Source organism: Pedobacter paludisoli (genome assembly GCF_052344095.1).
Taxonomy (GTDB): Bacteria; Bacteroidota; Bacteroidia; order Sphingobacteriales; family Sphingobacteriaceae; genus Pedobacter.
Genome location: NZ_CP179926.1, coordinates 1,121,407 through 1,146,476, shown reverse-complemented (window position 1 = coordinate 1,146,476; position 25,070 = coordinate 1,121,407). Strand labels below are relative to the sequence as shown.

Below are 25,070 nucleotides of genomic sequence, written 5' to 3'. Positions count from 1 at the left end.
TATCGCTAATAAAGCGAATACTGTAGTCGTAAAATAATTTGTGTATGTCGTGATGAAAAATAAAACTCGTTGTAACTGGCTGATTTAATGTTGATAAACGACAATCGTTCCATCAAGAAAAGGTTTTTATCTTGTTTTGGCACAGAATTTGGCATTTACCATGTACACACAAATAATCATTACTATGAAAAAGTTATTCGTTATTACAGCCCTGGTAGGTGCATTAGCGTCCTATTCAAATTCATCTAAAGCTCAAGTTAACATTAGTGTAAATATAGGCACACAACCTGCATGGGTTCCTGCTGGATATGCGAGTGTAAATTATTATTATTTACCAGAGGTAGAGGCCTACTATTATGTTCCTCAACGTCAGTTTGTGTATTTAAGCGGAAGTAGATGGGTTCGTTCAGGTTATTTACCAACGCGTTATAGAGGATACAATTTAAACAATTGTAGAAAAATTGTGATGCACGGTTCTTCTCCTTACAGAAATTATGCAAGTCATAGAACGATGTACACAAGGCAAGTAAATTATGTACATTCTTCTTACGGAGGTAATTATCGTCCACAAAGATATCCCTCTTACAACAATCGACCTCAACATCACAAGCATAATAAACACGATGACCATAGACGTCAGGAGCATCATGGAAAAGGTAGACATTAAGTAATGAAGAAGGTATATACTTAAAACTTCTCTTTGGAAACGAAAAACGGGTAATTTTCCTATCGAAAATTACCCGTTTTAGTATAATAACCTTTAATAAGGAACGCCACAATTTGTATTGATAATACCAGCAGAATAAGCTTCATTTAAATCAAAAGTTATTAGCGGAGTAGTGACTATTGGAGTGGGAGTGCCTATTAATTGAATTGGAGAATTAGGTATAGTTGTATTTAATACGCAAATATCCTGTGCTTTTTGTGTCAAATAAATTCCCCTTGCAAAAGAATTTCGTAAAGTACAGTTGATAACTTTTCCTCCATTAACATTAAAAAAAGCGACGCAATCATCTCCTGGAGAATCACAATATAAACTATCTATCACCATATTGCTAGAAGCAACGACATCTAATTGATTCATTTGCGGACCTCCTGAGGGAGTAGATAAACAAGGAACTTGGCCACCTATTGGAGCGTCACGCTCAATTCTACATCCTTTTATCAATACATTACTAAAACCATTTCTAACTAAGCCTCTGCTACTTCCAGTCCATTTAATATTTCTAAATACCAAATCATTGCCTCTTGAAAACCAATAAACATTGCCTTCGTGTTTTGATTTAATCCCTACTAACTCTCCTACTGCATAATTGTTTAGAACTGTATTTGGGTTGGCTAGATAAATTCTCCAAAGGTTTCCACTTCCTCCCGCTACAGAAACTGGCGCTATAGGGGCTCCTGCTCTCCAACCCCAAGGAACCTGATCGTTGTTTGTTTGTATTACTTGTGGATCTATTAAGCTTGATGTATAGCGGCGTAAATATCTTCCTTGATCGGAAGTACTGCTATAAATTGATAAAGGAGTTGGAAATCCAGCATGTATATCTAAAACGATAGATCCGGCGGTTACAGATACAACTGTTCCTTGTGTAACAGTGTATCGGTCTCTTGCCATGTGCATATCTCTGAATTCTAATCTATTAATATTATACCCTCGTAACATATCCTGAGCTACTTCAGTAAAGATTAATTTGGTTGAATTCATACCTGCGCCAACAAAAATTAGTCTTCCATGTTCGCCCACATTTAGGTTGGAACCAAAATTTATCCCTGGGCCACCATTTCCACCAATGGTATACGAACCGGCCGCAATATGAATCATAATCGTATCATTGGGTAAAGTTGCAAAATGCTGTTTAGCTTTATTGATTACGCTAGCAAATCCAGCTTGATTTATTCCATATAACGAATCTAAGTCCCAATGAACAATTGTTAAAGAGGGTTCAATAGGAATAGTTAACCCACTAGAAGTAGTTTTTTCTTCAATTAGCTCCGTTGAAAGATTGTTTTCCTTAACACAGGCAATTAAATTACATAAAAGAAATAGGGCAAAACTTAAACCTACTACTTTTCTTAATGTGATTTTTACAGACTTTTTCATGATTAGGGTGATTTAATTTATTAGTAATAGATAAATAAATATACTCACATTGTTTGTATAAGTAAAAAGTAATTGTAATAATGTAAAACATGAAGTTTAATAATACATATGCTGATTGCGTCAATACCATATAAAACAAAAAAAAGAGGCTTTAAACCTCTTTTTTGCTAAGATAATTGTTTAGTAAGATACTATAATACTGTGTTTTAGGATTGATTAAAATTTAATATTTATAAAAAATATCATAAAAAAACCTCCTGAATCGAATAGAATCAGGAGGTTTTAAATTAATCTTTAAGAAGAATATCTTCTGAAGAATAAATCTTAGTTACTGAGCTAAGGCAAATTGCTCTGCTTTTTCAAGAACTTTGGTTAAGCCTGCTATATTTTTTCCTCCAGCCGTAGCATAAAATGGCTGTCCACCCCCACCGCCTTGAATTTCTTTGGCTAATTCGCGCACAATGTTTGAGGCGTTCATTCCTTTGTTCTTAACCAAATGGTCGGATAACATCACGGTTATACCTGGTTTTCCATCAATCTCTGTTGTAAATACTAAGAATAAGTTATCAATCATATCACGAAGCGAGAATGCAAGGTTTTTAATTGCATCGGCATTTGGTAAATCAATGTGTTTAGCAATTAAATTGATTCCATGAATGCCTCTTACGTGATGAACGATCTCATGCTTTAAATTATCCACTCTTTCTAAGGTAGATTTTTCAATTTCTTTTTTCAGCTTGGCATTTTCATCCAACAGGGCTTGAATAGCGGCTGATAAATCTTTGCTTCCATTTAATAACGTTTTTAACTGCGATAATTCTTGTCTTTGAGCTAAGAAATATTCTTCTGCTTTATCAGCTGTAATGGCTTCAATACGACGCACACCCGCTGCAACGGCGCTTTCTGATACAATTTTAAATGAACCAATTTGGCCAGTTGCCTTTACATGTGTACCACCACACAACTCTTTTGAATAATGATCATCAAAAGTAATAACACGTACAAAATCGCCATATTTTTCTCCAAACAAAGCTGTTACGCCACTCTCAATAGCGTCTTGATACGGTACATTTCGGTCTTCCTTTAACTTGATGTTTTGTCGTACTTTTTGATTTACAATTGATTCAATTTGAGCCAATTCGTCATCGGTAACTTTTGCAAAGTGCGAAAAGTCGAAACGTAAATAATCTGCGTTTACCAATGAACCTTTTTGATTTACATGTTGTCCCAGTACTTGTTTTAAGGCAGCATGTAACAAGTGCGTAGCGGAGTGATTATCTTCGGTTAAAATACGCTTATCTTCATCAACCACTGCCCAGAATTTCCCCTCTAAATCTTCTGGAAGGATATCTGTAAAATGAACCGTTAAGCCATTTTCCTTCTTGGTATCGGTAATGTGTATCCAAAATTGACGACTATGATCTTCTAAGCGACCGGTATCTCCTACCTGACCACCGCTTTCAGCATAAAAGGGTGTTTGGCTCAAAACTATTTGATATTGTTCCTTTCCTTTTGCTTTTACTTTGCGGTATTTTAAAATTTCGGTTTCTACCTCTAAATCATCGTATCCAACAAATTCGCTTTGCTCTCCCTGGTTAATAATTACCCAGTCACTGGTATCAATGGCAGTTGCAGCACGACTATCGTCTTTTTGTTTTTTAAGCGCTTGTTCATAGGCAGCAATGTCTACAGTCCAACCTTTTTCTCTTGCCATTAATTCTGTTAAATCGATAGGAAAACCAAAAGTATCAGATAATTCAAAAGCAAAACTACCTTCTACCGAATTATTTTCAGCTTGATATTTTTCAAAACGCTGAATACCAGTAGATAATGTTCTTAAGAATGATACTTCTTCTTCCAATACCACCTTTTGAACAAAATCTTGTTGTGATGATAATTCATCGAACACTCCTTTAAACTGCTTGGCAAGAAGCGGAACCAATTGATTTAAAAAAGGCTCTTTAAAATCTAAAAAGGTATAGGCATATCGTACGGCACGACGTAAAATTCGACGAATCACATACCCTGCTTTATTGTTCGAAGGAAGCTGTCCGTCGGCAATTACAAATGAAATGGCACGAATATGATCCGCCATTACACGCATGGCGATATCCGTTTTTTCTTCAGCGCCGTATTTGATACCACATTTAGAAGAAATAAATTGAATGAGCGGTTGGAAAACGTCAGTATCGTAATTAGAAGTCTTTTCTTGTAAAACGCGCACTAAACGCTCGAAGCCCATACCCGTGTCGACATGCTTTGCTGGAAGACTTTGCAAAGAACCATCTTTTAATCGGTTAAATTGCATAAAAACGTTGTTCCAAATTTCAATTACTTGCGGGTGATCGGCATTGATCAAGCTTGCGCCATCTACTGCTGCTTTTTCTTCGTCGGTACGGCAATCCACATGAATTTCAGAGCAAGGACCACAAGGACCAGTATCGCCCATTTCCCAGAAGTTATCTTTCTTATTTCCAGGTAAAATATGGCTTTCATCTACATATTGTTTCCAAAGATCGTATGCTTCTTGGTCTTTTGCTAAACCTTCTTTTTCATCTCCTTCAAAATACGTTACATATAGTTTATCTTTTGGAATTTTATATACTTCGGTTAGTAATTCCCAACTCCAGGCAATGGCTTCTTTTTTGAAATAATCGCCAAAGCTCCAATTCCCTAGCATTTCAAACATGGTATGGTGATAGGTATCAATACCTACTTCCTCTAAATCGTTGTGTTTACCAGAAACGCGTAAACAACGTTGTGTATCTGCAACGCGGGAATACTTAATGGCGGCTTCTCCTAAAAACAAATCTTTAAATTGGTTCATGCCGGCATTGGTAAACATTAAGGTCGGGTCATTTTTCACGACAATAGGTGCCGATGCGACAATGTGATGTTGCTTTTGTTTAAAAAACTCTAAGAATGCTTGTCTAATCTCTTGTGCTGTCATTAAGTATAAAATTGAAGAAACAAAATTAAAATTTTATTGCGTTATTAAGGAAAAATCCTATTACATTTGAGTACTTTAATTAACCGATGTAAAACCCTCATAATCAGTGATAAGCTATGCCGTATAAAGAAAGAGACATTAATAAAATGTATTATACAATGGGCGAAGTGACGGAAATGTTTAAAGTAAATGCTTCTCAAATCCGATTTTACGAAAAAGAATTTGAGATTCTTCAACCCAAAAAGAATAAAAAAGGTAATCGCCTTTTTACCCCCGATGACATCGAAAATCTCAAAATTATTTTTAATCTGGTAGATGAAAAAGGCTTCACCCTAAAAGGAGCTAAAGATTATTTAAAACATAATAAATCAGATGTGAAAGAGAATCAAAAGATTATTGATTCGTTAGAGAATTTAAAGACTTTCTTGATGAATTTAGCACAAGAATTATAAGCGAATACGCTCCACACAATTCAAACTCTTTCCCGAAGAAAATACAGCTTTCTTTTAAATTTAAATAAGGTCACACTATTTTTTTTGAATAAATAAGTCAAATACGTATATTTACAATTACAATCACCCTATTGATTTAAATTGTTATATACTATTTATGAAAATTTGGTGTTTGTTTACATTAATTTATTTCCCGACTTTTTTATTTGCCCAAAATTCATTAGGTCCCAGGTTAATGGCTATGGCAGAGAATGGTGCAGCCGTACAAGATGCATGGTCTATCCAAGCAAATCCTTCGGGTATTACAAATCTTTCTACTACAACCCTTTCCTTAGCTTACACAAAGCACTTGTTTAGTAATGAAGTAAGTACCCAAGCTTTTGTAGCTGTATTTCCTATAAAAAATAATTTTCCTGCTTTAAGTGCACAACGCTATGGTTTTTCGGCATATAGCGAGAATAAAATAGGTTTTGGGTATGCTAAAAAATTTGGAAGCAGGCTATCCTTAGGACTTAATTTTAATTATCACCAATTAAAGATTGCACAATACGGATCTACCAACAGTTTTTCTGTAGATGTAGGCGCTATGTATCAATTCAATACGAAATTCTTACTTGGAATTTATACCAGTAATCCTTCCAAACAAAACTACACGAATACTTCTTTGGCGGCAAACATTCCTACTTCCTATACTATTGGCGCTAGTTTTTTAGCATCTGATAAAGTGCTGCTTGCAACGACGGTTGCAAAAATTATAAACCAAGTTCTAGATGTTAGACTAGGAATCGATTATAAAATAATTCATGCGCTCAGTTTGCGTGCTGGTTTAAGTGCCAAGCCATTTAAACAATATTTTGGCTTTGGCTTAAACTATCGAAAATTCAAGATGGATATGGCAAGTGCTTATAACGCGAATCTAGGGTACTCTCCTCAAATTTCAATTGGCTATGCATTTTAGACTTTTTACATTACTACTTGTTCTGCTGGGGTTCTGCTCAACAGTATTGGCCCAAAATCCTGATGAGGAAGTAAATATACGCGATATTGTAGAAAGCGTTTCGGAAGTATTACCCGATGATTACGATATGATTGAATTAGTGGATGCATTAACAAGGTTACGCAAGCACCCCATTGATTTAAATACTGCTACCGCCGACGATTTGAAAAGAATTATCTTTTTGTCGCCCCTACAGATTAGCAATTTCATTACGTATAGAAAAGATAATGGACGCGTAGAAAATATACTTGAATTACAAGTGATTGATGGATTTGATACTAATCTGGTACAGAATTTACTCCCCTTTGTTACGGTAAATACTGCTAATGAATACGAAAAGTTAACCTTCAAAAATGCTCTTAAGAATAGTGATAATGATTTAATTATGCGTTATGCCAGTCTTTTGGAGCAACAAAAAGGTTTTACAGATTTACCTCAAAACCGGTATTTGGGTTCCCCATCCAGATTTCTAGGCCGCTATCGTTATTATTTTGGTAATATTCTATCTGCTGCTTTAACCGTAGAAAAAGATGCGGGTGAAAAATTCTTTGGAAAACCAACCGATTTCATTTCTGGAAATATTACGCTCGCTAAACTTGGAAAAATAAGTAAACTGATTGTAGGAGATTACAGTTTACAATTTGGGCAAGGTTTAACCATGTGGGCTGGTTTTTCATTTGGCAAGGGGCCTGACGTTACCAGTGTCGTAAAAAAAGACATGGGTTTGCGCCCTTACACTTCTGCCAATGAGTATTCTTTTTTACGCGGAACTGCAGCAACTGTATTACTCTCAACCCATTTGAAAGTTACTCCTTTTGTTTCCTTTCGGAAGTTAGATGCAAATCAATTAGTGGATGCAAACGGCGAACTTGTTCAATCAACCATTAATCAATCTGGTTTACACCGAACGCCTTCTGAAATCAAAAACAAAGCTACCTTAGGGCAACAAGTTTATGGCGCTGTGCTTGAATACACAAAGCAAGAACTTGCGATAGGTTTTATAGGTTTTCAAACCAAATTTTCCAATAAATTTATCACTAAAGATGCCGTATATGACCAATTTTCATTTACAGGAAAATCACTCATTAATACCGGTGTTTATTCAAATTACACGTATCGAAATGTCTATTTGTACGGCGAAGCTGGATATAGTTTAAATGGTTCTCTAGCTTATACAGGCGGTGCATTAATAAGCTTGAGCCCCATTGTTTCCATGGCAGTTGCCTATCGTAATTATCCAAAAAATTATACCAATTTCTTTAATCAGGCTATGGCCGAATCAAGTGAGGCAACCAATGAAAAAGGTCTTTATACAGGATTGAATATAATACCAAACAAACGATGGGCTTTTTCGTTCTATGGTGATTATTTTAAATTTCCTTGGCTAAAATACCGTGTTGATGCCCCTTCAGGAGGATACGAACTTTTTGCGCAAGCAATTTTCTCCCCCAAGAAAACGCTTAAATTTATTGCCCGATTCAAGAGCGAGAGCAAACAACAGAATACAGATGAACCGGTGTTAATCAACTATTTAGATGATGTTAAAAAAGAAGGTTACCGATTTGATGTTAACTGGCAGTTGAACAAGCGCTTCAGCTTTCAAAATAGATTAGAATGCTCGCAATACCGTAAAGGAAACAATAACAGCGAATTCGGTTATTTAATTTATCAAGACGCTAGCTACTCGCCCATGTTTTCGAAAATCACGGGAAACATTCGGTTGGCTTACTTCAATACGCCAAGCTATAACAGCCGTATTTATGCTTATGAAGACGATGTTCTGTACAGTTTTGCTTTTGGTATGTATAATGGAAAAGGCCTACGTAGCTACTTGAATATTAAGTATAAACTAGCTAAAAAATTATCCATTTGGTTGCGATACGCATTGTTCTCCTATCAGGATGTACAAACAGTTGGTAATTACCTCGATGAGATTCAAGGGAACAAAAAATCGGAAATTAAAACACTTATACGCTATCAGTTCTAGATTATGTTTAAAGAAGAATTCGTTTTTGTTCGTGTGCTTCTTCCCTTAATTCTGGGGATTATGAGCGTTTATTTTACGCCAAGAATGTCTCTTCTTTTAATATCTGGCATGTCAGCATTGATTGTACTTGTTTCTTTGTTCCTGTTACATTTTTTCTATGCTAAAGGCAGGTTCCATCGGCACAAAGGAATTATTGGTGCCCTCTTTTATTCATTCTTTTTTTTGCTGGGTGCTACTATTTGTTTATTGCATAACGATAAAATATTCGCAAGTTATTTTGGTGCGAAAAATTATCGTTATTTAAAAGTTAGAATTTGTGACGAAGCTCAAAAAAAGAACGACATCATTCGGTTTAAAGCCGACGTATTATCAGGGTTTGAGAATCAAAAAGAACAACGTCTAACTGGGAAAATACTGCTAGCATTGAAAACAGACAGTTTACAGCCTATCTCTTTGGCCTATGGAGATGAATTGCTCGTAGTGTCAAGTTATACGGAGGTAGAGCCGCCCTACAATCCTGCCGAGTTCGATTTTAAGGCTTGGCTGGCAGCACAAAATATTTATCATCAGGCATTTGTTAAGCAAGATAATCTTTTAAAGACGGGCAACAATAAGGGAAATACGTTCGTAAGCGCTGCATTGCGGGTCCGTAATCAACAACTGGCAACCTATCGAAAACTAATTAAAGATGATGAAGCATATGCGGTAGCTTCCACCTTGATTTTAGGTTATCGATCTAATTTAGACAAAGATTTATTGTCTGCTTATTCAAAAACAGGAACCATTCATGCTTTATCCGTATCAGGTGCCCACGTAGCTATCATCTACACAATTTTAAGTTTTCTATTCATATTTTTAGATAAAAAGCAATCCTTAAAGATTATTAAACTTGTTTGCATCTGCACGCTAATTTGGGGCTATGCTTTGCTTACGGGGATGTCTCCAGCGGTGGTTAGGTCTGCTATTATGATTAGCATTTTTATTACCGCAAAAACATTTACAAAAAATAGAAGCGGTTACAATATCTTAGCCTTTTCAGCATTTTGTGCTTTAATCTATGATCCATTCATGATTTGGGATGTCGGCTTTCAGCTTTCCTATGTTGCCGTTTTTGGCTTGATATACCTCCAACCGAAATTCAACAGCTTGTGTCACTTTAAAAACCAATGGGTATCAAAATTGCAAAATTTTGTCGCTTTATCCTTATCTGCGCAATTGGTTACCTTTCCCCTTAGCATCTATTATTTTCATCAATTTCCTATTTATTTTTTATTTGCCAATCTTGCGATAACAATACCGTTAATTTTAATGCTTTACTTGGGAATTTTGGTTTTAATCCCTGGTTTCGGATTTTTGGCACCTATTTTAAAGTGGATAATTGTATTCACCAATCATTTACTTCGTGGGATTGCGAATTTACCTTACTCAACTGTTAATTCTTTATGGATCAATCTGATACAATTTATTTGTCTGAGCCTTGCTCTCGGATGCCTTATTTATGCTTTTGATCAACGAATAAAGAAATTTCTTTTTGCAGCCCTTTCTATTTTTATACTGTACGAGTTATTGATTGTATACGACGATTATCGCTACAGCAGACAAGAAAAAATCATTTTTTTCTCCTTAAAAAAGAATTACGCCACCGCTTTTATCCAAGGAAATGAAGCAGTACTTGTAAGTGACTTGAAAGAGAATGATAAAAATTTTATCTATTTTATCAAACCCGCGTTGGATCAAGTAAACGTGCGAAAAATAGATTTTGTACCATTCAATGAAGAAAGTGTCAGGTCGTATTTTGTTCAAAAGAATTATCAAATAATTTTCAATGATTATAAAATTCTGCTCATTGATAAAAGCTTGAACAACAAAAATTTTAAGGTTACGGGAGATTTTTCGAGTGTATGGTTTCATAATAATTCCAAATTTGAACTAGATAGTCTCACAACTAAAATAAAGTATACCGATTTAATAATAGATGGTACCAATTCTGATTATCGGGCACGGGAATTGTATGTTACTTCAAAAAATATTGGAATAAGGCCTCATATATTAAAAAAAAATAAAGCATATTTGATAGAGTTGAAGTCAATACGATAAGTATGGTATTATACGAAGTAAGCAACAGGATCGCAACCTTAACATTAAACCGCCCCGAAAAGCGTAATGCACTTAATCCGGCATTAATATCGGAACTAACAGAGGCATTTTTACGAGCTTCTGAAGATGATAGTGTAAAAGTTATTGTACTGAAAGCCAATGGACCTGCATTTTGTGCAGGTGCTGATTTGGAATATTTTCAAGAAATGCTACATTTTAGTTACGAAGAAAATGTGCAAGACTCCAATAATCTAAAGAACCTTTTTACAACTATTTATTATTTACCTAAGATTGTTATTGCACAAATTGAAGGAGCTGCAATTGCTGGTGGTTGTGGTTTAGCTACCATTTGTGATATTGTTTTTGCCACACCAGAAAGTAAATTTGGTTATTCAGAAGTTAAAATTGGCTTTGTGCCTGCTATTGTTTCTTGTTTCTTAATGCAAAAGGTAAATGAAGCAAATGCAAAGGAAATACTCTTGTCGGGTAATATATTTGATGCAGAAAAGGCACTAAAATATAAATTGATAAATTTTGTAACAAGTTCGGTCGAGATTAATCAAAAAGTTAACGAATTTGCATTAAATTTGTGTAATGATGCCTCTGGTTATTCTTTAATGATTACCAAACAGTTAATTACGCAAACTACAAATCCGAATTTGCTTAAAAGTTTAGATATAGCGGTTCAAATTAATGCAAGAGTAAGAGAAACAGATGACTTTAAAAGGGGAATTGCATCATTCCTAACAAAAGAAAAAATTAATTGGTAAATAAATTAACTAAATAAAATCATGTTCAAATCTATCAAAACCAGCGTAGTTGCGCTTATTTTAGTGAGCACAGCAATTATTGCTCATGCGCAAAAGAAAATCACTGAAGGCACCATTACCTACACATTATCTTATAATTTAACTGCCGAGCAAAAACCGTATGAAGCTGCACTTCCATCTGAAATGAAGTTAAAATTCAACAATGGTTTAACTAAAATAGAAATGGAGCACTGGCAATGATTAGTGTTATTTCTGATCACAATGCAAAAACCGGTTTAATTTTAGTGGATGTTCCAGTTGCTCAAAAGCAATATGCTGTAAAACAGTCTAAAGAAGACATGGAAAAATTTTTAGAAGAAGCAGGAAAAGCTTCAGATTTTAAAGCAACGGGAGAAAAACAAACAATTGCAGGCTATAGTGCAGAGAAATATACCTACAAAGATGCTGCAGGTTTGGCTAAAGAATTATGGGCTACAAAAGATATTGAATTGCCAAACGTTGGCACAAAAGATCTTTTTCCAGGCTTAAATGCAGTTCCTGTAAAATATACTAGTAAACAGCGTGGAATTGAAACCATTAGTATCATTAAATCAATTAATGAAGGTAAAGTTGGTGAAATCTCAACTGCTGTACCTGCAGGTTACGAAGAAACAACTATGCAAGCACTTATGTCAATGGGTGGCGGCGAATAAATTTTATTCGTAGCAAAATACAGGCTTTTTTTACTTTCAGCTTTTATATAAATTTGCCGGAAGTGAAAAAAGCCTTTTTTATGAAGCAAATTCTATATCCAAACCTAACATTAATGAAAAAAAAACTCTATTATCTATTTCTTTCCATTGCCTTATTAACTAGTATAGGCAAAGTACAAGCACAAAATATTAATTGGACAAAAGACGGTAACTCGTTTTATCAAGTTTCCGAGGGATCAATTGTCTCCATTACACCCCCAAAAATGGAGAAGAAAGTAATTATTAATCAAAATGATTTAAAGTCAGCTAATGGAACTCTTATTCCTATTCGAAGTTTTCAATTTTCAAACGACGGTACGAAAGCACTAATTTATACCAATAGTAAGAAAGTTTGGCGCTATGATACACGCGGAGATTATTGGGTATATGATATAAACTCAAAAAAGTTAAATCAGATAGGAAAAGACAAAACTCCTTCGTCCTTAATGTTTGCAAAATTATCACCTAATGGAGATAAAGTTGCTTATGTAAGTAAACACAATCTATATGTTGAAAATATTGATGGGAGCAATTCAAAAGCTTTAACAAACGACGGTACCGAAAGACTTATTAATGGAACATTTGATTGGGCTTATGAAGAAGAATTTGATTGTAGAGATGGTTTTAGATGGAGTCCTGACGGAAAATCAATAGCTTATTGGCAAATTGATGCTACTAAAATCAAGAACTTCTTGATGATTAACAATACGGATTCTATTTACGCTTATACCATCCCTGTTGAATATCCAAAGGTAGGTCAAGATCCATCAGCTTGCAAAGTAGGTGTTGTGGATATTGCCTCTGCAAAAACGAATTGGTTAAACATTCCTGGTGATAATATTCAGCATTATGTTCCTCGTATGGAATGGATTCCTAATAGCAATGAAATTTTACTTCAACAGTTAAATCGCCAGCAAAATGAAAGCATTTTATTTGTTTGCAATGCTTCTACAGGCTCCGCAAAAGCAATCTACACAGAAACCAATACGACTTGGGTAGATGCCTATGAAAATTGGGTTTGGTTAAATGGAAATAAAGAATTCAGTCTAATTACTGAAAAGGATGGTTGGAAACATTTATATAGAATTTCGCGAGATGGCAAAAAGCAAACACTGGTTACCAAAGGGGATTATGATTTAATTGATTTAAAACTGATTGATGAAAAAGGTAATCACGCTTATTTTTTAGCCTCTCCTACCAATGCAACGCAGAAATATTTATACAAAACGAAGTTAGATGGTAAGGGAAAATTAGAATTGGTTACCCCTTCTATCCTACCTGGAACACACAATTACGATATTTCACCGAACGCAGCTTTTGCTTTCCACTCTTATATGAGCTCAACTGTGTTTCCGGTTAGCGAATGGCTTAACTTTTCAACCGGAAATCCTTTTACAATGGATGGAAGTATTACCAATCAATTAGCCAAGCAACCCGCGCAAAAAAACAAAGTAGAATTCTTTAAAGTTACTACAGAAGATGGAGTTGTAATGGATGGGTGGATGAAGAAACCTGACAACTTTGACCCTACTAAAAAATATCCAGTATTATTTTACGTATATGGTGAGCCGGCCTCACAAACAGCAGCAGATTTGCCAAGTGCGGGAAGAAATCGTTTGTATGCTGGAGACATGGCTAAGGATGGATATATCTATATTTCGATGGATAATCGCGGAGCACCCGTGCCAAAGGGAGCAACATGGCGTAAAAGCATTTATAAAAACATTGGTGTTTTAAATGTTCGCGATCAAGCCATGGCTACTAAGAAATTATTAGCTACGAATGCATTTATGGATAAAGACCGTGTCGCTGTTTGGGGATGGAGCGGTGGTGGATCTTCTACCTTAAACTTGTTATTTCAATATCCTGAAATTTATAAAACAGGAATAGCTATTGCAGCCGTTGGGAATCAATTAACGTACGATAATATTTACCAAGAACGCTATATGGGCACACCTTTTCCTAGTAAAGATGCTTATGTAAAGGGTTCACCTATAACGTATGCAAAAAATTTGAAAGGTAATTTATTATACATTCACGGTACTGGAGATGATAATGTGCATTATCAAAATGCGGAAATGTTGATTAATGAATTAGTTAAAAACAAAAAGGTGTTTCAATTGATGAGTTATCCAAATCGGACACACAGCATTAGTGAAGGCGAAGGAACCAGTGAACATTTGGCGTTAACCTTCACCAAATTTTTAAAAGAAAATTGTCCTCCTGGAGCAAGATAAACAGTACAAAAAAAGGTTGCCATAAAAAAGCAACCTTTTTTATGCAATTAAATATTGAGAAAAAAGTGCCGTTGCAATGGCTATTCCAAAACTTAATAAGGTTCCAATTAATACATATTCGGTTAACTTAATATCATGTGCATCTTTTAAATCGCCAAAGCGAAATATGGATTTAGCTGCTAATAGAAATCCCACCGCTTCAAAATGATTTGTTAAAATAAACAGGAAAATAAGCAACCGTTCTAAAACACCAATATATTTACCTGCATTTTGCAAGGATGTTCTTCCTGTTGCTTGTTCTGTTGGTAGCCATTTTGCTATGATTACTTTCATAATAATAGCAGTTGGAACACTTAGAAAAGCAGTGCCTGTTAATAAGATCCAAAAATTAATATTATTTAAAAATGTGATTTTCACATTGATATCAGTAAACAATAACCAAATGCCCACGATTACTAAAAAATGTAGTCCTTGATCGATAAAAAATAGCATTCTCGCATTTTTAGATGTTTGGAAAATACTTTTACAGGCATCAATTAGCAAATGGAAAAATCCAATCAGAAGTGCCATTTTCCAAACTTGAAAGTTAAAAAACAGCACAAATATTAAAATTACGTGTACTAGCACATGTAAATACAATTTGCTTGACTTAAGCTTCTTTTCAGTTTTATCCTTAACCCAAGAGTTAGGTTGTAAAAAAAAGTCTCCGATTAGGTGGGCGATGATTAGCTTAATTAAAACAATATCCATTAAGTAGTGATTATCTGATTTATTTTTTTGCGATACAAAGCATCCATTTCCATTAACTCATTAAAACGTGCTCGTTTTAATGCTTCACTAACCGAAGATTGTTTGCGGCCTGAAAACTCGGCTAAATCGCTTTGTACTAAATTTTCGTTTTCAATAGCAAGTTTTACCATCTCTGCAGCAACTACGCCCCAACTATCCATTGTGACAAGAGCAAGCTTGAAAATTAAATTCATTTCTTCATCAAATACAGTATAGTCACTTTTAATGGCTAAATTAACCTTTAATTCTTTCAAACTTTCAAACGCATGTCCTGAATACACAAAAGCGTCGCCATTGGCTTCGGTAAGTTTTGCACGTTGTGTTTTAATATTTCCCAACCCAATTCCCATCCGTACATCTGCCAGTTTATGTGTTTTAATGCAAGCTTTCAAATATATTGCAGTTTTTAGTGCTTCTTGTGGAGCTACCTCTACTTGAAAACTATCTCCACGGTAGATTTCCCATTTACGGCTATTGGCAGAAACCTGCTTTAAACCTGCTTTTAAACTGTCCAGCCAAGCTACTTGTAGCTTTCTAGAGTCGATAATATCGCCTGTGATGATGCAAACCATAGTACAATATCGGTATTTTTATTAAAATGCAAAGAAATTATCGGGTATTTAGCCGATATTTCTAATTATCGGGTGTTTAGCCGATATTCTTAATTATCGGGTATTTAGCCGATATTCTTAATTATCGGGTATTTAGCCGATATTCTTAATTATCGGGTATTTAGCCGATAATTTTACATGTTACTTCTTTTCAGCTAAAAGTAGTTCTTTTGTTTTTTGTAATTTGCTTTGTTCGTCCGCGCTTAAAACAGGAAATTCCAGTTTTAGTTCTTTAAGCTTAGCTACAATGATCTCACTAATAGCTAAACGCGTAAACCATTTTTTATCAGCAGGGATAATATGCCATGGAGCATCGGTTGTACTGGTTTCATTTATAGCCTCTTCGTATGCCTTCATATAGTCATCCCACAAAGCTCTTTCTTTAATATCACCTGATGAAAATTTCCAGTTTTTTGAAGAATCATTAATCCGATCTAAGAAACGAGCTTTTTGCTCATCTTTACTTACGTGCAAAAAGAATTTAAGGATAACGGTACCATTGTTTACCAAATGCTCTTCAAAGTTACGTATACTTTTATAACGTTGTTCCCAAAATGCTTTGTTGATGCGTTTAACACGATCTATTCCAGGTATTTTTTCCGATAGGATATACTCAGGATGTACTTTACACACCAATACATTTTCATAATGCGAACGATTATGAATACCTATCCTACCGCGTTCCGGTAAAGCTTTATAATGTCGCCATAAAAAATCATGTTCGTATTCTTCAGTTGTGGGTGTTTTAAAACTATAGACTTGGCAGCCTTGTGGATTTATACCACTCATAACGTGCTCAATTGCTCCATCTTTTCCAGCTGCATCCATTGCTTGGAAGAGAATAAGTACCGAATGAGAATTAGCAGCATACAGGGTTTCTTGTAATATATCCATCTCATCTTTCACATTCTTTAAAAGCTCTTGAGCATTTTCCTTCTCCAAATCACCAGTATAACCCGTTTCAAAATCTTTTAGCAATATTTTTTTTTCTCCCCGTACAATTAATCGTTTAAATTCGTTTTTCATAGTAAAAATTAGTGTTTAGCAAGTACTTAAATATAGTATTAAAAATAAGTATTATAAATACACTCAATTGTAGTTAGAGATTATTTATATTTAACACCTTACTAAATAAGGTTACATCATTCTTGGTAAATATGTTTAAAGAAATAAAAAACAAGTACTTACGTTATATATCCATTTTCATATTTTTTATAATAATTTTCTTTTCAGCCTTACAAATTAACTTTTTATGGCTTTTCGGCTATTCGCCAAACTATCGTGACATAAAAGCGCCAACCTTAAGAGTAGGGTCTGAATTATACACTTCTGATGGAAAATTGATTGGTCGCTATTTTAAAGAAAACCGCACGCCAGTAAATTACAACGAAATAGCGCCAAGTGCATTAAATGCTTTAATTGCAACAGAAGATGTTCGTTTTTATAAACATTGGGGGATTGATGCGCAAGCAGTTTTACGTGCTGTAATAGGCTTAGGTAAAGACGGCGGAGCAAGCACGATAACGCAGCAATTAGCTAAAAATTTATATCGTACCCGCTATAATAAATCATCGGGTGTATTATCAAAAATACCGGTAGTAAGAACGTTAATCTCGAAATTAAAAGAATGGATGACAGCCGTGAAATTGGAATCGAATTATTCTAAAAACGACATCATTACCATGTATTTGAATACTGTTTCGTTCGGGAACAATGCATATGGAATAAAAACCGCTAGTCGAATTTATTTTGATAAAGAATCCAAAGAATTATCCATTCCTGAATCAGCACTATTAGTTGGTATGTTAAAAGGAACATCGCTGTACAATCCGACGAAGAACCCTGAAAAAGCATTAGAGCGTAGAAATACTGTTTTAGGACAGATGAATAAATACAAATATTTAAGCGCCGATAGTTTAAAAACTTTATCTGCACAACCTATTAAGCTAAAAGAAGGAAAAGTGGAAGATGAAAGTAATGGCGATTCGTATTTACGTTCAGCAGTTGATAAATATTTAGAAAAATGGTGCACGGATAACAATTACGATTTGTATGAAGATGGCTTAAAAATTTATACCACTATCGATTCCAAACTTCAACAGTATGCTGAAGAAGCCGTTCAAGATCAAATGAAAACCCTTCAACGTCGCTTCTATAATGTGTGGGGAAACGAAGATCCGTGGTACGATTCAGAAGGGAAAAAGGTTGATTATCCGGATAGAGCAATGAAAAACTTAACTATTTATGCGCTTCTACAAAAGAAATTTCCAAATCAACCCGATTCAGTTGTAGCTTATTTTAACAAAAAGAAAAAGATGCAAATTTTCACCTATAAAGGTGATCGGGATACACTTTTCTCAACAATGGATTCCATTCGTTACTATGGAAAAATACTAAATACTGGTATGATGACCATGGAACCTGCTTCAGGTAAAATAAAAGTTTGGGTTGGTGGAATTGATCATAAATTCTTCAAATACGATCATGTTAACCAAGCAAAACGCCAAGCAGGATCAACATTTAAACCTTTCGCCTATTTAACGGCTTTGGAGCAAGGAGCAAATCCTTGTGATACCTATACGGATAAACCGGTAAGCATTCCTTATCAAGAAGATGGACAAACCAAATATTGGGAGCCTAAAAATGCCGATTATAGTGTTTCTTACCGCGAAATGAGTTTACGTTGGGCAATGGCTAAATCGGTTAATACCATAACTGCACAGGTTACAGAAAAAGTTGGATGGGATAATGTTGTAAAAAATGCACATTTATGTGGAATTGATAGCCATTTGGAGTCCGTTCCCTCGGTAAGTTTAGGCTCTAATGATGTTACGGTTTATGAAATGGTTAAAGCTTACAGTACCTTTTTAAATAAAGGTGTAAAAACAGACCCTATTCTCGTAGAAAAAATTACAGATCAAGACGATAACATTCTAGAAGAATTTAAGCCAAAAACCAAAAGTGTCCTTTCTGAAGAAATTGCTTGGTTAATGTTATACATGTTCCGTGGAGGAATGGAAGAACCAGGCGGTACTTCTCAAGCCCTGTGGGAATGGCCTAATTTATTCAAAAAGAATAATCAAATAGGTGGGAAAACCGGAACATCGTCTGATTATGTTGATGCCTGGTACATGGGAATCACAAAAGATTTAGTTACAGGGGTTTGGGTAGGTTGCGATGAACGCACGGCACACTTTAAGAACGGCGAACAAGGAGAAGGTTCAAGAACCGCGCTACCTATTTTCGCCAAGTTTATGGAAAAGGTGTATTTAGATCCCTCAACAGGATATACCTACGGCCCTTTTCCTAAAGCAACTGTTCCAATTACACGAAAAATAAATTGCCCAAGTCCTCGAATTTCGGTTGATACCACTACAACAGATAGTTTAATAGTTGATTCAACAGAGTACGTTATACCTGAGGATCCTGCGACGAACGAGCAAGTACCAGCTGCTGAACCTGAAATTAAGAAAGAAGAGAAGAAAGTGGAGACCCCTCCTATCCAAGCAGCAACCGAACCACTTTCGCCAAAAGAAGAACGTGAATTGAGAAGAAAACAACGGAAGGAAGAAAAAGAAAAGAAAAAAAATGAAGAAAATTAATTGATAACATATTTTATAAAGCACAAGTTCTTAAATCGTTCTTGTGCTTTTTTTCTGAGAATAATTCAAAAAAATGTTAAAATTCTCTCAGAAATTTAAACTATTGTTATTTTTATTCCATTATAATGCATTTTACTCCTACTTTATAAAACCAGATTTATGAAAATAAGCGCTACTTTTTTAAAACGTTATGTCCCTATTTTAAGTCTTCTTTTCTTTTCATTCTCGCTTCAAGCACAATATTTTGGACAAAACAAAGTGCGTTACAAAAAAATGGATTTTAAAGTTCTTCAAACACCCCATTTCGAACTTTATTACTACATTAAAAATCCAAACTTAGTAAAACGATTCTCGGAAGATGCTGAGACATGGTACAAAATGCATCAAGAGGTTTTCAGAGATACTTTTTTTAAAAAGAACCCAATTATTCTTTACAATAATCATCCAGACTTTCAACAAACAACGGTGTTAGATGGCGAGGTTGGAATTGGTACGGGCGGGGTAACCGAGGCGTTAAAAAACCGTGTGGTAATGCCTGTGATGGAGCTGAATAGTCAAACGCGCCACGTTTTAGGACACGAATTGGTGCATGCTTTTCAATACCATATCTTGTTAGAAAAAGATTCCATAAGCCTTGAAAACGTAGGTGAAACGCCTTTATGGATGGTGGAAGGAATGGCAGAATATTTATCCATTGGTAAAAAAGATGCCTTTACTTCTATGTGGATGCGCGATGCCATGTTGAACCGTGATATTCCTTCTTTAAAAGATTTAACGCAATCTAATCGGTACTTTCCATATCGTTACGGACAAGCTTTTTGGACGTATATTGGTTCACAATACGGAGACACGACCATTGTTCCTTTGTTTAAGAATACGGCAAAATACGGTTATGAAAACGCCATTCGGTATATGTTTGGCTACGATGATAAAACATTGTCGGGATTATGGAAAAATGCAATTGACGAACATTATAAGCCGATGTTAAAAGCGGATAGTTCGCAAATTAGAATTACTGGTACAAAAATTATCGATAATAAAAATGCCGGGAATATGAACGTAGCGCCTGCTATTAGTCCGGATGGAAAATATTTAGCCTTTATGTCTGAAAAAGACTTATTTGGAATCGACTTATTTTTAGCAGATGCAAAGACAGGTAAAGTACTACGAAAACTAAGCAGCCAATTATCAAATGGCCATATTGATGACTTTAACTTTATTGAATCGGCGGGAGCTTGGTCGCCAGATAGCAAACAATTTGCCTTTAGTATATTTAGTAAAGGTAAAAATCAGCTGATGATTATTGATGTTTCCAATGGGGCACAAGTGGCAAAAATAGCTATGGATAGTGTGGGGCAATTTGGGAATTTAACATGGTCGCCAAATGGAAAAGACATTGCATTTTCTGGAATGGTTGAAGGGCAAAGCGATATATTTTCATACAATTTAAATACAAAAGCAGTAACGCAATTAACGAATGATATTTATTCAGACTATGCTCCGAGTTACTCCCCTGATGGCAAGAGCATTGTTTTTTCAAGTGACCGAGCGGCTATTGATAATAAAAATATTACAGCTGTTAATCCGATCAATCTCTCGGTGTATGATATTGCTACTAAGACTGTTCGAAATTTAGCTGTATTTCCTGGAGCGAACAATTTAAATGCGCAGTTCTCGTCGGATAGCCAAAATATTTATTTCTTGTCAAACCGCGATGGTTTTAGAAATTTGTATAAATATAGTCTTCAAGATAACGTAGTTGATCAATTAACCGATTACTTTACTGGGATTAGTGGAATTACAGAGTACTCTCCCGCTATTTCTGTTTCACAAACGGATGAAATCGTATACAGTTATTACCGTTATCAGCGTTATACTTTGTACAATGCAAAACTGTCAAGTTTTAAAGCTAAACGCGTTGGCATTACGGAAGAGAATTTTGATGCTGCTATTCTTCCACCGATGGAAAATTTAGGTGTAAACATTGTCAATTCAAATTTGAACAATTATCACCGGTTCGAGAAAATAGTAGCCGATTCGTTGAAAACTGTTCCTTATCGCGCAAAATTTGGCTTAGACTATTTGGCAAACAGCGGTGTTGGTGTATCTACCAGTAGATTCGGAACGGGTGTGAGTGGTGGTATTTTAGGTGTCTTTAGCGATATTTTGGGTACCAATAAAATTGTTGCGAATTTGTCGGTTAATGGACAGATTTACGATTTTGGTGGTTTAGTGGGATATATTAATCAAAAAAGTAGAATCAATTGGGGTGGTGCAATTTCACATATTCCGTATTTAAATGGTTATACTACCTATGCCGAAGAATCCTTACCTACTAGCGATCCTGCTAATCCAACAATTAAAGCAGTAACACAACGTCAGGATATTATACGAACTTTTGAAGATCAAGTACAAATGTTTGCCTCTCTCCCATTTAACAAGAGTCATCGTTTTGAAATGGGGACCGCTTTCTCGCGTTATAGCTACCGTATTGATCGATACAGCACCTATTATAGTCAGGATTATGGCTATTACATCGGTTCGGATCATTCTAAAATTGACAATCAAACGGCTTCAGAAGAATTGGGAATTCCTTTTAATTCCTTTACACTTTACCAGTTAAACGCTGCTTTCATTGGTGATAATTCTGTTTTTGGAATTGCAGCCCCTTTAGATGGTTTTAGATACCGCATAGGCGTTGAGAAATATTTTGGCACATATCAATTCGCAGCAATTACTGCTGATTTGCGTAAATACTGGCGTGCAAAGCCTATTACGATTGCTACAAGATGGTACAATAACTTACGTGTAGGTAGTGGCGCTGATCAATTGTATCCGAATTATATTGGTTATTCGTACCTCATTAGAGGATATGAAGCAAATTCAATTTATAAGAATACCACTTCTGACATAGAAAATTCATTTGATATTGACCAACTAAGTGGCAGTAAAGTTTCAGTTTTCAATTTTGAAATTCGCTTGCCTTTTACTGGGCCAAAAAAATTAACAGCCGTTCCATCGAAATTTTTATTTACAGATTTGAATCTTTTCTTTGATGCTGGAATTGCATGGCGCAACGGTGATAAATTAAAATTTAGTGGTGACCCAAATTATACGGTTACTCCCGTTACGCGTCCTGATGGTTCAACAGTTATATTAAGAACAACTAACGAACGTGTTCCAATTATGAGTGCGGGTATTTCGTTGCGTGTGAACATGTTTGGTTATTTTATTTTGGAGCCCTATTATGCTTTCCCTTTTCAACGTAAGGATATTAAGGCAGGTGTATTTGGTTTAACATTTGCCCCAGGTTGGTAAGCCGAATAAAATTAAACTATGCTGTTCATCGTAATAAAAAAGTGACTTAATAAAATGATTTATTTTATTTTTTTAAAAACAATTAATTCAGCCAAACGTTATACCATTACTTCATAAATAGTTTGTTTGGTTTATTAAAGGGGACTTATGGATGTAGGTCCCTTTTTACTTTTATAAATTTTGCATTTAGCACAAGCCAAACATCTTTAAGCCCGATGGAAACGGCAGCCCCAATTTTATTGGGCTACAGTGTACAGCGGGACTGTTTAGCGCCACTAGCAGAGGCTTTCACTTTCAAATACTGCTCTGCTTTCTTTTAGATTTTTCCCAGGCCGCACTTTGATTTTTACGATAATATCGCATAATACCTGCTAAAACGGCATAATTCATCACGCAAAAATAATAGGGTATAAAAAACACTTTTATTTTAATGTTCCGTGATGCGAAAAATAGTCCGAATAAACTAAATAGATAAAATAGTACCTGCGCGGCGAATAGTATTTTATACAACATACAATCGTATTGATACGCGATGATGGCATTTAAGATGAATGCGAGAATTAACAAAAATGGTGTAATCGTCCAGCGTAAAACCCTATGTGAGAGATACTGAAAGGTGAAAATAGCATTATGAAAGGGATTAGCTGCTTTTTTAAGTCTTGAAATAGACTGTATACCACCTGCGGCGATTCTGATTTTACGTTTTAATTCTTCTTTGACATTGGCGGATGAGCTTTCCATAGCATATGCATTGGGCTCATAGGCGATGATGTACCCTTTTTCTGCAATGCGCATGGCAATCATGTGGTCGTCGATAATGGTATCACTTTCAATGGGTTCATATAATTTTGTGCGAATGCTAAAAAGTTCACCTGCTGCTCCAACATTTGAATATAATTCGTAATCCCATTTTTTTAGAAAGGATTCGTATTTCCAATAAAAGCCTTCGCCTGCTGAACTTGCGTCGGCTAATTCGTCTACTAAAATTCGTTTCTCTCCAGCCACTGCACCAACTTTCTCGTTTTGATAATGCTTGACAAGCTCTAGTATTGCATCTGGATTTAGAAAAGTATTGGCATCGGTAAAAACTAAAATTTGGTTTTTTACATATGGAATGGCTCGCTTAATGGCTGCCATTTTACCTTCTCTCTGATCATTATGCAGCAATAGAATTTCGTCGTAAGCTTTAATTAAAGATGGGCTATTATCTGTTGAGCCATCCGTAATGAAAATAATTTGAAATTTCTCTTTTGGGTAATTGAGCTTTAAGCTGTTTTTAATTTTATCGACAATCGTATCTTCTTCATTCCATGCGGCGATTAAGAGACTTACGGTAGGCAGTTCGAAATTGGATGATAATAGTTTTTTCTTCGTAAACAAACGCTTTATTTTGACTAAAATGTATAAAATTACACCATAGCCCACGAAGGTATAAACGATTAAAATAAGCGAAATCCAAAATGTAATGATCATAAAAACTATACGTTATATCCTAAATTTTTACTGGTTGTGCTATGTGTAAAATTCCAAAAAAGGCCTTTATAAATCCATTTAATAAGGTCTTTTCGGCCTTTTCTACTATATTTTAGACTATCTCTGGTACAAACTACAAGGATAAAATACAGCGTAAATAAGCAAGTGTTTATTAAACTTGTGTTTCTACGGATAAAAAGTAATCGGTTTCTGGCAAAGAAATAGGTTTTTATACTGCTTTCTTTTCCTACACTAATCGATTCTTTGTGATAGACAAGCGTTTTACCGCTAAACCATACTTTTTTTCCTGCTCTTTTAAACTTTTCGCACCAATCCAATTCTTCATAGTACAAGAAGTATTGTTCGGGCATTAGCCCCACAGTTTGAAGATCACTTTTCCTACACATCATGGCTGCTCCGTGGCAATATGCGGTTTCTCTGCTGTCAGTATTAAATTGACCAATGTTTTTTTCAAAACTTCCAATACCTTCGTTACGAGCTGTTAAATAATTCATTGGCGTAAAGCCGGCATATTGAATGATATCGGGTTGATCGAAATAACAAATTAATGGCGATATGATACCAATTGCAGGGTTGTTTTCCATCTCTTCTACTAAGGTATCAAAAAGATTTTCAGTTATTTCTGTATCATTGTTAAGGAACAATAAATATTCACCTTTTGCGGCCTTTATGCCAATATTATTACCACCAGCAAAGCCTAAATTCTTTTCTGAGCGAATATAATTGATAGTTGGATAGCACGCTCTATAGGTCTCTTCGTACTCCACTTTACTTCCATTGTCTACGAAAATAACTTCTATAAAATGTTTTGTTTGAACGCGTTTTATTGAAGCTAAAAAATCTAGATTTACTTGATGCTGATTAAAATTGACGGTAATTATTGAGATGCTTGCCATGTTTTAATAAAAGTAAATAATCTATTAGAATATTG

The 25,070-nt window shown here is 35.2% G+C and carries 18 protein-coding genes; 11 read left to right on the top strand and 7 right to left on the bottom strand.

Translation table 11 applies throughout. The annotated features are described in order from the left end of the window. Positions 1 to 184: 184 nt before the first annotated feature. On the top strand, positions 185 to 667 hold the full coding sequence (locus ACJVDK_RS04500) for a hypothetical protein (RefSeq protein WP_443939100.1): 483 nt from the start codon (positions 185 to 187) through the stop codon (positions 665 to 667). A 93-nt stretch (positions 668 to 760) separates the two neighbouring features. Here ACJVDK_RS04500 and ACJVDK_RS04495 read toward each other — a convergent pair whose 3' ends face one another. Further along, a complete protein-coding gene (locus ACJVDK_RS04495; RefSeq protein ID WP_443939099.1) occupies positions 761 to 2,104 on the bottom strand; it encodes a hypothetical protein in 1,344 nt (447 codons plus the stop codon). A 328-nt stretch (positions 2,105 to 2,432) separates the two neighbouring features. Further along, a complete protein-coding gene (gene alaS, locus ACJVDK_RS04490; RefSeq protein ID WP_443939098.1) occupies positions 2,433 to 5,054 on the bottom strand; it encodes an alanine--tRNA ligase in 2,622 nt (873 codons plus the stop codon). A gap of 116 nt (positions 5,055 to 5,170) precedes the next feature. Between alaS and ACJVDK_RS04485 the strand changes: the two genes are divergently transcribed. The 8 genes from ACJVDK_RS04485 to ACJVDK_RS04450 all read left to right on the top strand — a co-directional run bounded on the left by ACJVDK_RS04485 (position 5,171) and on the right by ACJVDK_RS04450 (position 14,325). Next, the gene (locus tag ACJVDK_RS04485; protein WP_443939097.1) at positions 5,171 to 5,506 is read left to right on the top strand and encodes a MerR family transcriptional regulator; all 336 of its coding nucleotides are present in this window, start codon (positions 5,171 to 5,173) and stop codon (positions 5,504 to 5,506) included. A 157-nt stretch (positions 5,507 to 5,663) separates the two neighbouring features. Next, a complete protein-coding gene (locus ACJVDK_RS04480; RefSeq protein WP_443939096.1) occupies positions 5,664 to 6,464 on the top strand; it encodes a hypothetical protein in 801 nt (266 codons plus the stop codon). Continuing rightward, the gene (locus ACJVDK_RS04475) at positions 6,454 to 8,490 is read left to right on the top strand and encodes a helix-hairpin-helix domain-containing protein (protein WP_443939095.1); all 2,037 of its coding nucleotides are present in this window, start codon (positions 6,454 to 6,456) and stop codon (positions 8,488 to 8,490) included. The genes ACJVDK_RS04480 and ACJVDK_RS04475 overlap by 11 nt, the downstream gene beginning before the upstream one ends. A 108-nt stretch (positions 8,491 to 8,598) precedes the next feature. Continuing rightward, positions 8,599 to 10,587: a ComEC/Rec2 family competence protein gene (locus ACJVDK_RS04470; RefSeq protein ID WP_443939094.1), complete on the top strand. Its 1,989-nt coding sequence runs from the start codon at positions 8,599 to 8,601 to the stop codon at positions 10,585 to 10,587. A 2-nt stretch (positions 10,588 to 10,589) separates the two neighbouring features. Further along, the gene (locus ACJVDK_RS04465) at positions 10,590 to 11,357 is read left to right on the top strand and encodes an enoyl-CoA hydratase/isomerase family protein (protein ID WP_443939093.1); all 768 of its coding nucleotides are present in this window, start codon (positions 10,590 to 10,592) and stop codon (positions 11,355 to 11,357) included. A gap of 21 nt (positions 11,358 to 11,378) precedes the next feature. Beyond that, positions 11,379 to 11,597 carry a hypothetical protein gene (locus tag ACJVDK_RS04460; RefSeq protein WP_443939092.1) on the top strand — a complete coding sequence of 73 codons (219 nt, stop codon included), beginning with the start codon at positions 11,379 to 11,381 and terminating at the stop codon, positions 11,595 to 11,597. Further along, positions 11,594 to 12,049, top strand: a complete 456-nt coding sequence (locus ACJVDK_RS04455; RefSeq protein ID WP_443939091.1) for a DUF4412 domain-containing protein — start codon at positions 11,594 to 11,596, stop codon at positions 12,047 to 12,049. The genes ACJVDK_RS04460 and ACJVDK_RS04455 overlap by 4 nt, the downstream gene beginning before the upstream one ends. 113 nt (positions 12,050 to 12,162) lie before the next feature. Then, complete coding sequence (locus ACJVDK_RS04450) at positions 12,163 to 14,325, top strand: S9 family peptidase (protein ID WP_443939090.1); 2,163 nt, start codon at positions 12,163 to 12,165, stop codon at positions 14,323 to 14,325. Between the two features lie 39 nt (positions 14,326 to 14,364). Here ACJVDK_RS04450 and ACJVDK_RS04445 read toward each other — a convergent pair whose 3' ends face one another. From ACJVDK_RS04445 to ACJVDK_RS04435, 3 genes are all read right to left on the bottom strand, one after another. Beyond that, a complete protein-coding gene (locus ACJVDK_RS04445; protein ID WP_443939089.1) occupies positions 14,365 to 15,075 on the bottom strand; it encodes a DUF3307 domain-containing protein in 711 nt (236 codons plus the stop codon). Further along, positions 15,075 to 15,686 carry a SatD family protein gene (locus tag ACJVDK_RS04440; protein WP_443939088.1) on the bottom strand — a complete coding sequence of 204 codons (612 nt, stop codon included), beginning with the start codon at positions 15,684 to 15,686 and terminating at the stop codon, positions 15,075 to 15,077. The genes ACJVDK_RS04445 and ACJVDK_RS04440 overlap by 1 nt, the downstream gene beginning before the upstream one ends. Before the next feature lie 180 nt (positions 15,687 to 15,866). Further along, positions 15,867 to 16,751, bottom strand: coding sequence for a polyphosphate kinase 2 family protein (locus tag ACJVDK_RS04435; protein ID WP_443939087.1), 885 nt, complete (start codon positions 16,749 to 16,751; stop codon positions 15,867 to 15,869). Positions 16,752 to 16,882: 131 nt separating this feature from the next. On the opposite strand from ACJVDK_RS04435, the gene ACJVDK_RS04430 reads away from it, so the two are divergent. Both ACJVDK_RS04430 and ACJVDK_RS04425 read left to right on the top strand, forming a co-directional pair. Next, positions 16,883 to 19,327 carry a transglycosylase domain-containing protein gene (locus ACJVDK_RS04430; protein ID WP_443939086.1) on the top strand — a complete coding sequence of 815 codons (2,445 nt, stop codon included), beginning with the start codon at positions 16,883 to 16,885 and terminating at the stop codon, positions 19,325 to 19,327. 159 nt (positions 19,328 to 19,486) lie between these two features. Further along, positions 19,487 to 22,645, top strand: coding sequence for a peptidase MA family metallohydrolase (locus ACJVDK_RS04425; RefSeq protein ID WP_443939085.1), 3,159 nt, complete (start codon positions 19,487 to 19,489; stop codon positions 22,643 to 22,645). A 294-nt stretch (positions 22,646 to 22,939) separates the two neighbouring features. Here the strand turns inward: ACJVDK_RS04425 and ACJVDK_RS04420 are convergent, their stop codons facing one another. Beyond that, positions 22,940 to 24,118, bottom strand: a complete 1,179-nt coding sequence (locus ACJVDK_RS04420; RefSeq protein ID WP_443939084.1) for a glycosyltransferase family 2 protein — start codon at positions 24,116 to 24,118, stop codon at positions 22,940 to 22,942. Positions 24,119 to 24,123: 5 nt separating this feature from the next. Next, positions 24,124 to 25,035 (bottom strand): glycosyltransferase family 2 protein, encoded by a 912-nt coding sequence (locus ACJVDK_RS04415; RefSeq protein ID WP_443939083.1) that lies wholly within the window; start codon positions 25,033 to 25,035, stop codon positions 24,124 to 24,126. Positions 25,036 to 25,070: the final 35 nt, after the last annotated feature.

What these genes read in the sequence shown, in the direction of transcription:
- ACJVDK_RS04500 (WP_443939100.1), top strand. Translation starts at nt 185, where the DNA reads ATGAAAAAGTTATTCGTTATTACAGCCCTGGTAGGTGCATTAGCGTCC.
- ACJVDK_RS04495 (WP_443939099.1), bottom strand. Translation starts at nt 2,104, where the DNA reads ATGAAAAAGTCTGTAAAAATCACATTAAGAAAAGTAGTAGGTTTAAGT.
- alaS (WP_443939098.1), bottom strand. Translation starts at nt 5,054, where the DNA reads ATGACAGCACAAGAGATTAGACAAGCATTCTTAGAGTTTTTTAAACAA.
- ACJVDK_RS04485 (WP_443939097.1), top strand. Translation starts at nt 5,171, where the DNA reads ATGCCGTATAAAGAAAGAGACATTAATAAAATGTATTATACAATGGGC.
- ACJVDK_RS04480 (WP_443939096.1), top strand. Translation starts at nt 5,664, where the DNA reads ATGAAAATTTGGTGTTTGTTTACATTAATTTATTTCCCGACTTTTTTA.
- ACJVDK_RS04475 (WP_443939095.1), top strand. Translation starts at nt 6,454, where the DNA reads ATGCATTTTAGACTTTTTACATTACTACTTGTTCTGCTGGGGTTCTGC.
- ACJVDK_RS04470 (WP_443939094.1), top strand. Translation starts at nt 8,599, where the DNA reads ATGTCAGCATTGATTGTACTTGTTTCTTTGTTCCTGTTACATTTTTTC.
- ACJVDK_RS04465 (WP_443939093.1), top strand. Translation starts at nt 10,590, where the DNA reads ATGGTATTATACGAAGTAAGCAACAGGATCGCAACCTTAACATTAAAC.
- ACJVDK_RS04460 (WP_443939092.1), top strand. Translation starts at nt 11,379, where the DNA reads ATGTTCAAATCTATCAAAACCAGCGTAGTTGCGCTTATTTTAGTGAGC.
- ACJVDK_RS04455 (WP_443939091.1), top strand. Translation starts at nt 11,594, where the DNA reads ATGATTAGTGTTATTTCTGATCACAATGCAAAAACCGGTTTAATTTTA.
- ACJVDK_RS04450 (WP_443939090.1), top strand. Translation starts at nt 12,163, where the DNA reads ATGAAAAAAAAACTCTATTATCTATTTCTTTCCATTGCCTTATTAACT.
- ACJVDK_RS04445 (WP_443939089.1), bottom strand. Translation starts at nt 15,075, where the DNA reads ATGGATATTGTTTTAATTAAGCTAATCATCGCCCACCTAATCGGAGAC.
- ACJVDK_RS04440 (WP_443939088.1), bottom strand. Translation starts at nt 15,686, where the DNA reads ATGGTTTGCATCATCACAGGCGATATTATCGACTCTAGAAAGCTACAA.
- ACJVDK_RS04435 (WP_443939087.1), bottom strand. Translation starts at nt 16,751, where the DNA reads ATGAAAAACGAATTTAAACGATTAATTGTACGGGGAGAAAAAAAAATA.
- ACJVDK_RS04430 (WP_443939086.1), top strand. Translation starts at nt 16,883, where the DNA reads ATGTTTAAAGAAATAAAAAACAAGTACTTACGTTATATATCCATTTTC.
- ACJVDK_RS04425 (WP_443939085.1), top strand. Translation starts at nt 19,487, where the DNA reads ATGAAAATAAGCGCTACTTTTTTAAAACGTTATGTCCCTATTTTAAGT.
- ACJVDK_RS04420 (WP_443939084.1), bottom strand. Translation starts at nt 24,118, where the DNA reads ATGATCATTACATTTTGGATTTCGCTTATTTTAATCGTTTATACCTTC.
- ACJVDK_RS04415 (WP_443939083.1), bottom strand. Translation starts at nt 25,035, where the DNA reads ATGGCAAGCATCTCAATAATTACCGTCAATTTTAATCAGCATCAAGTA.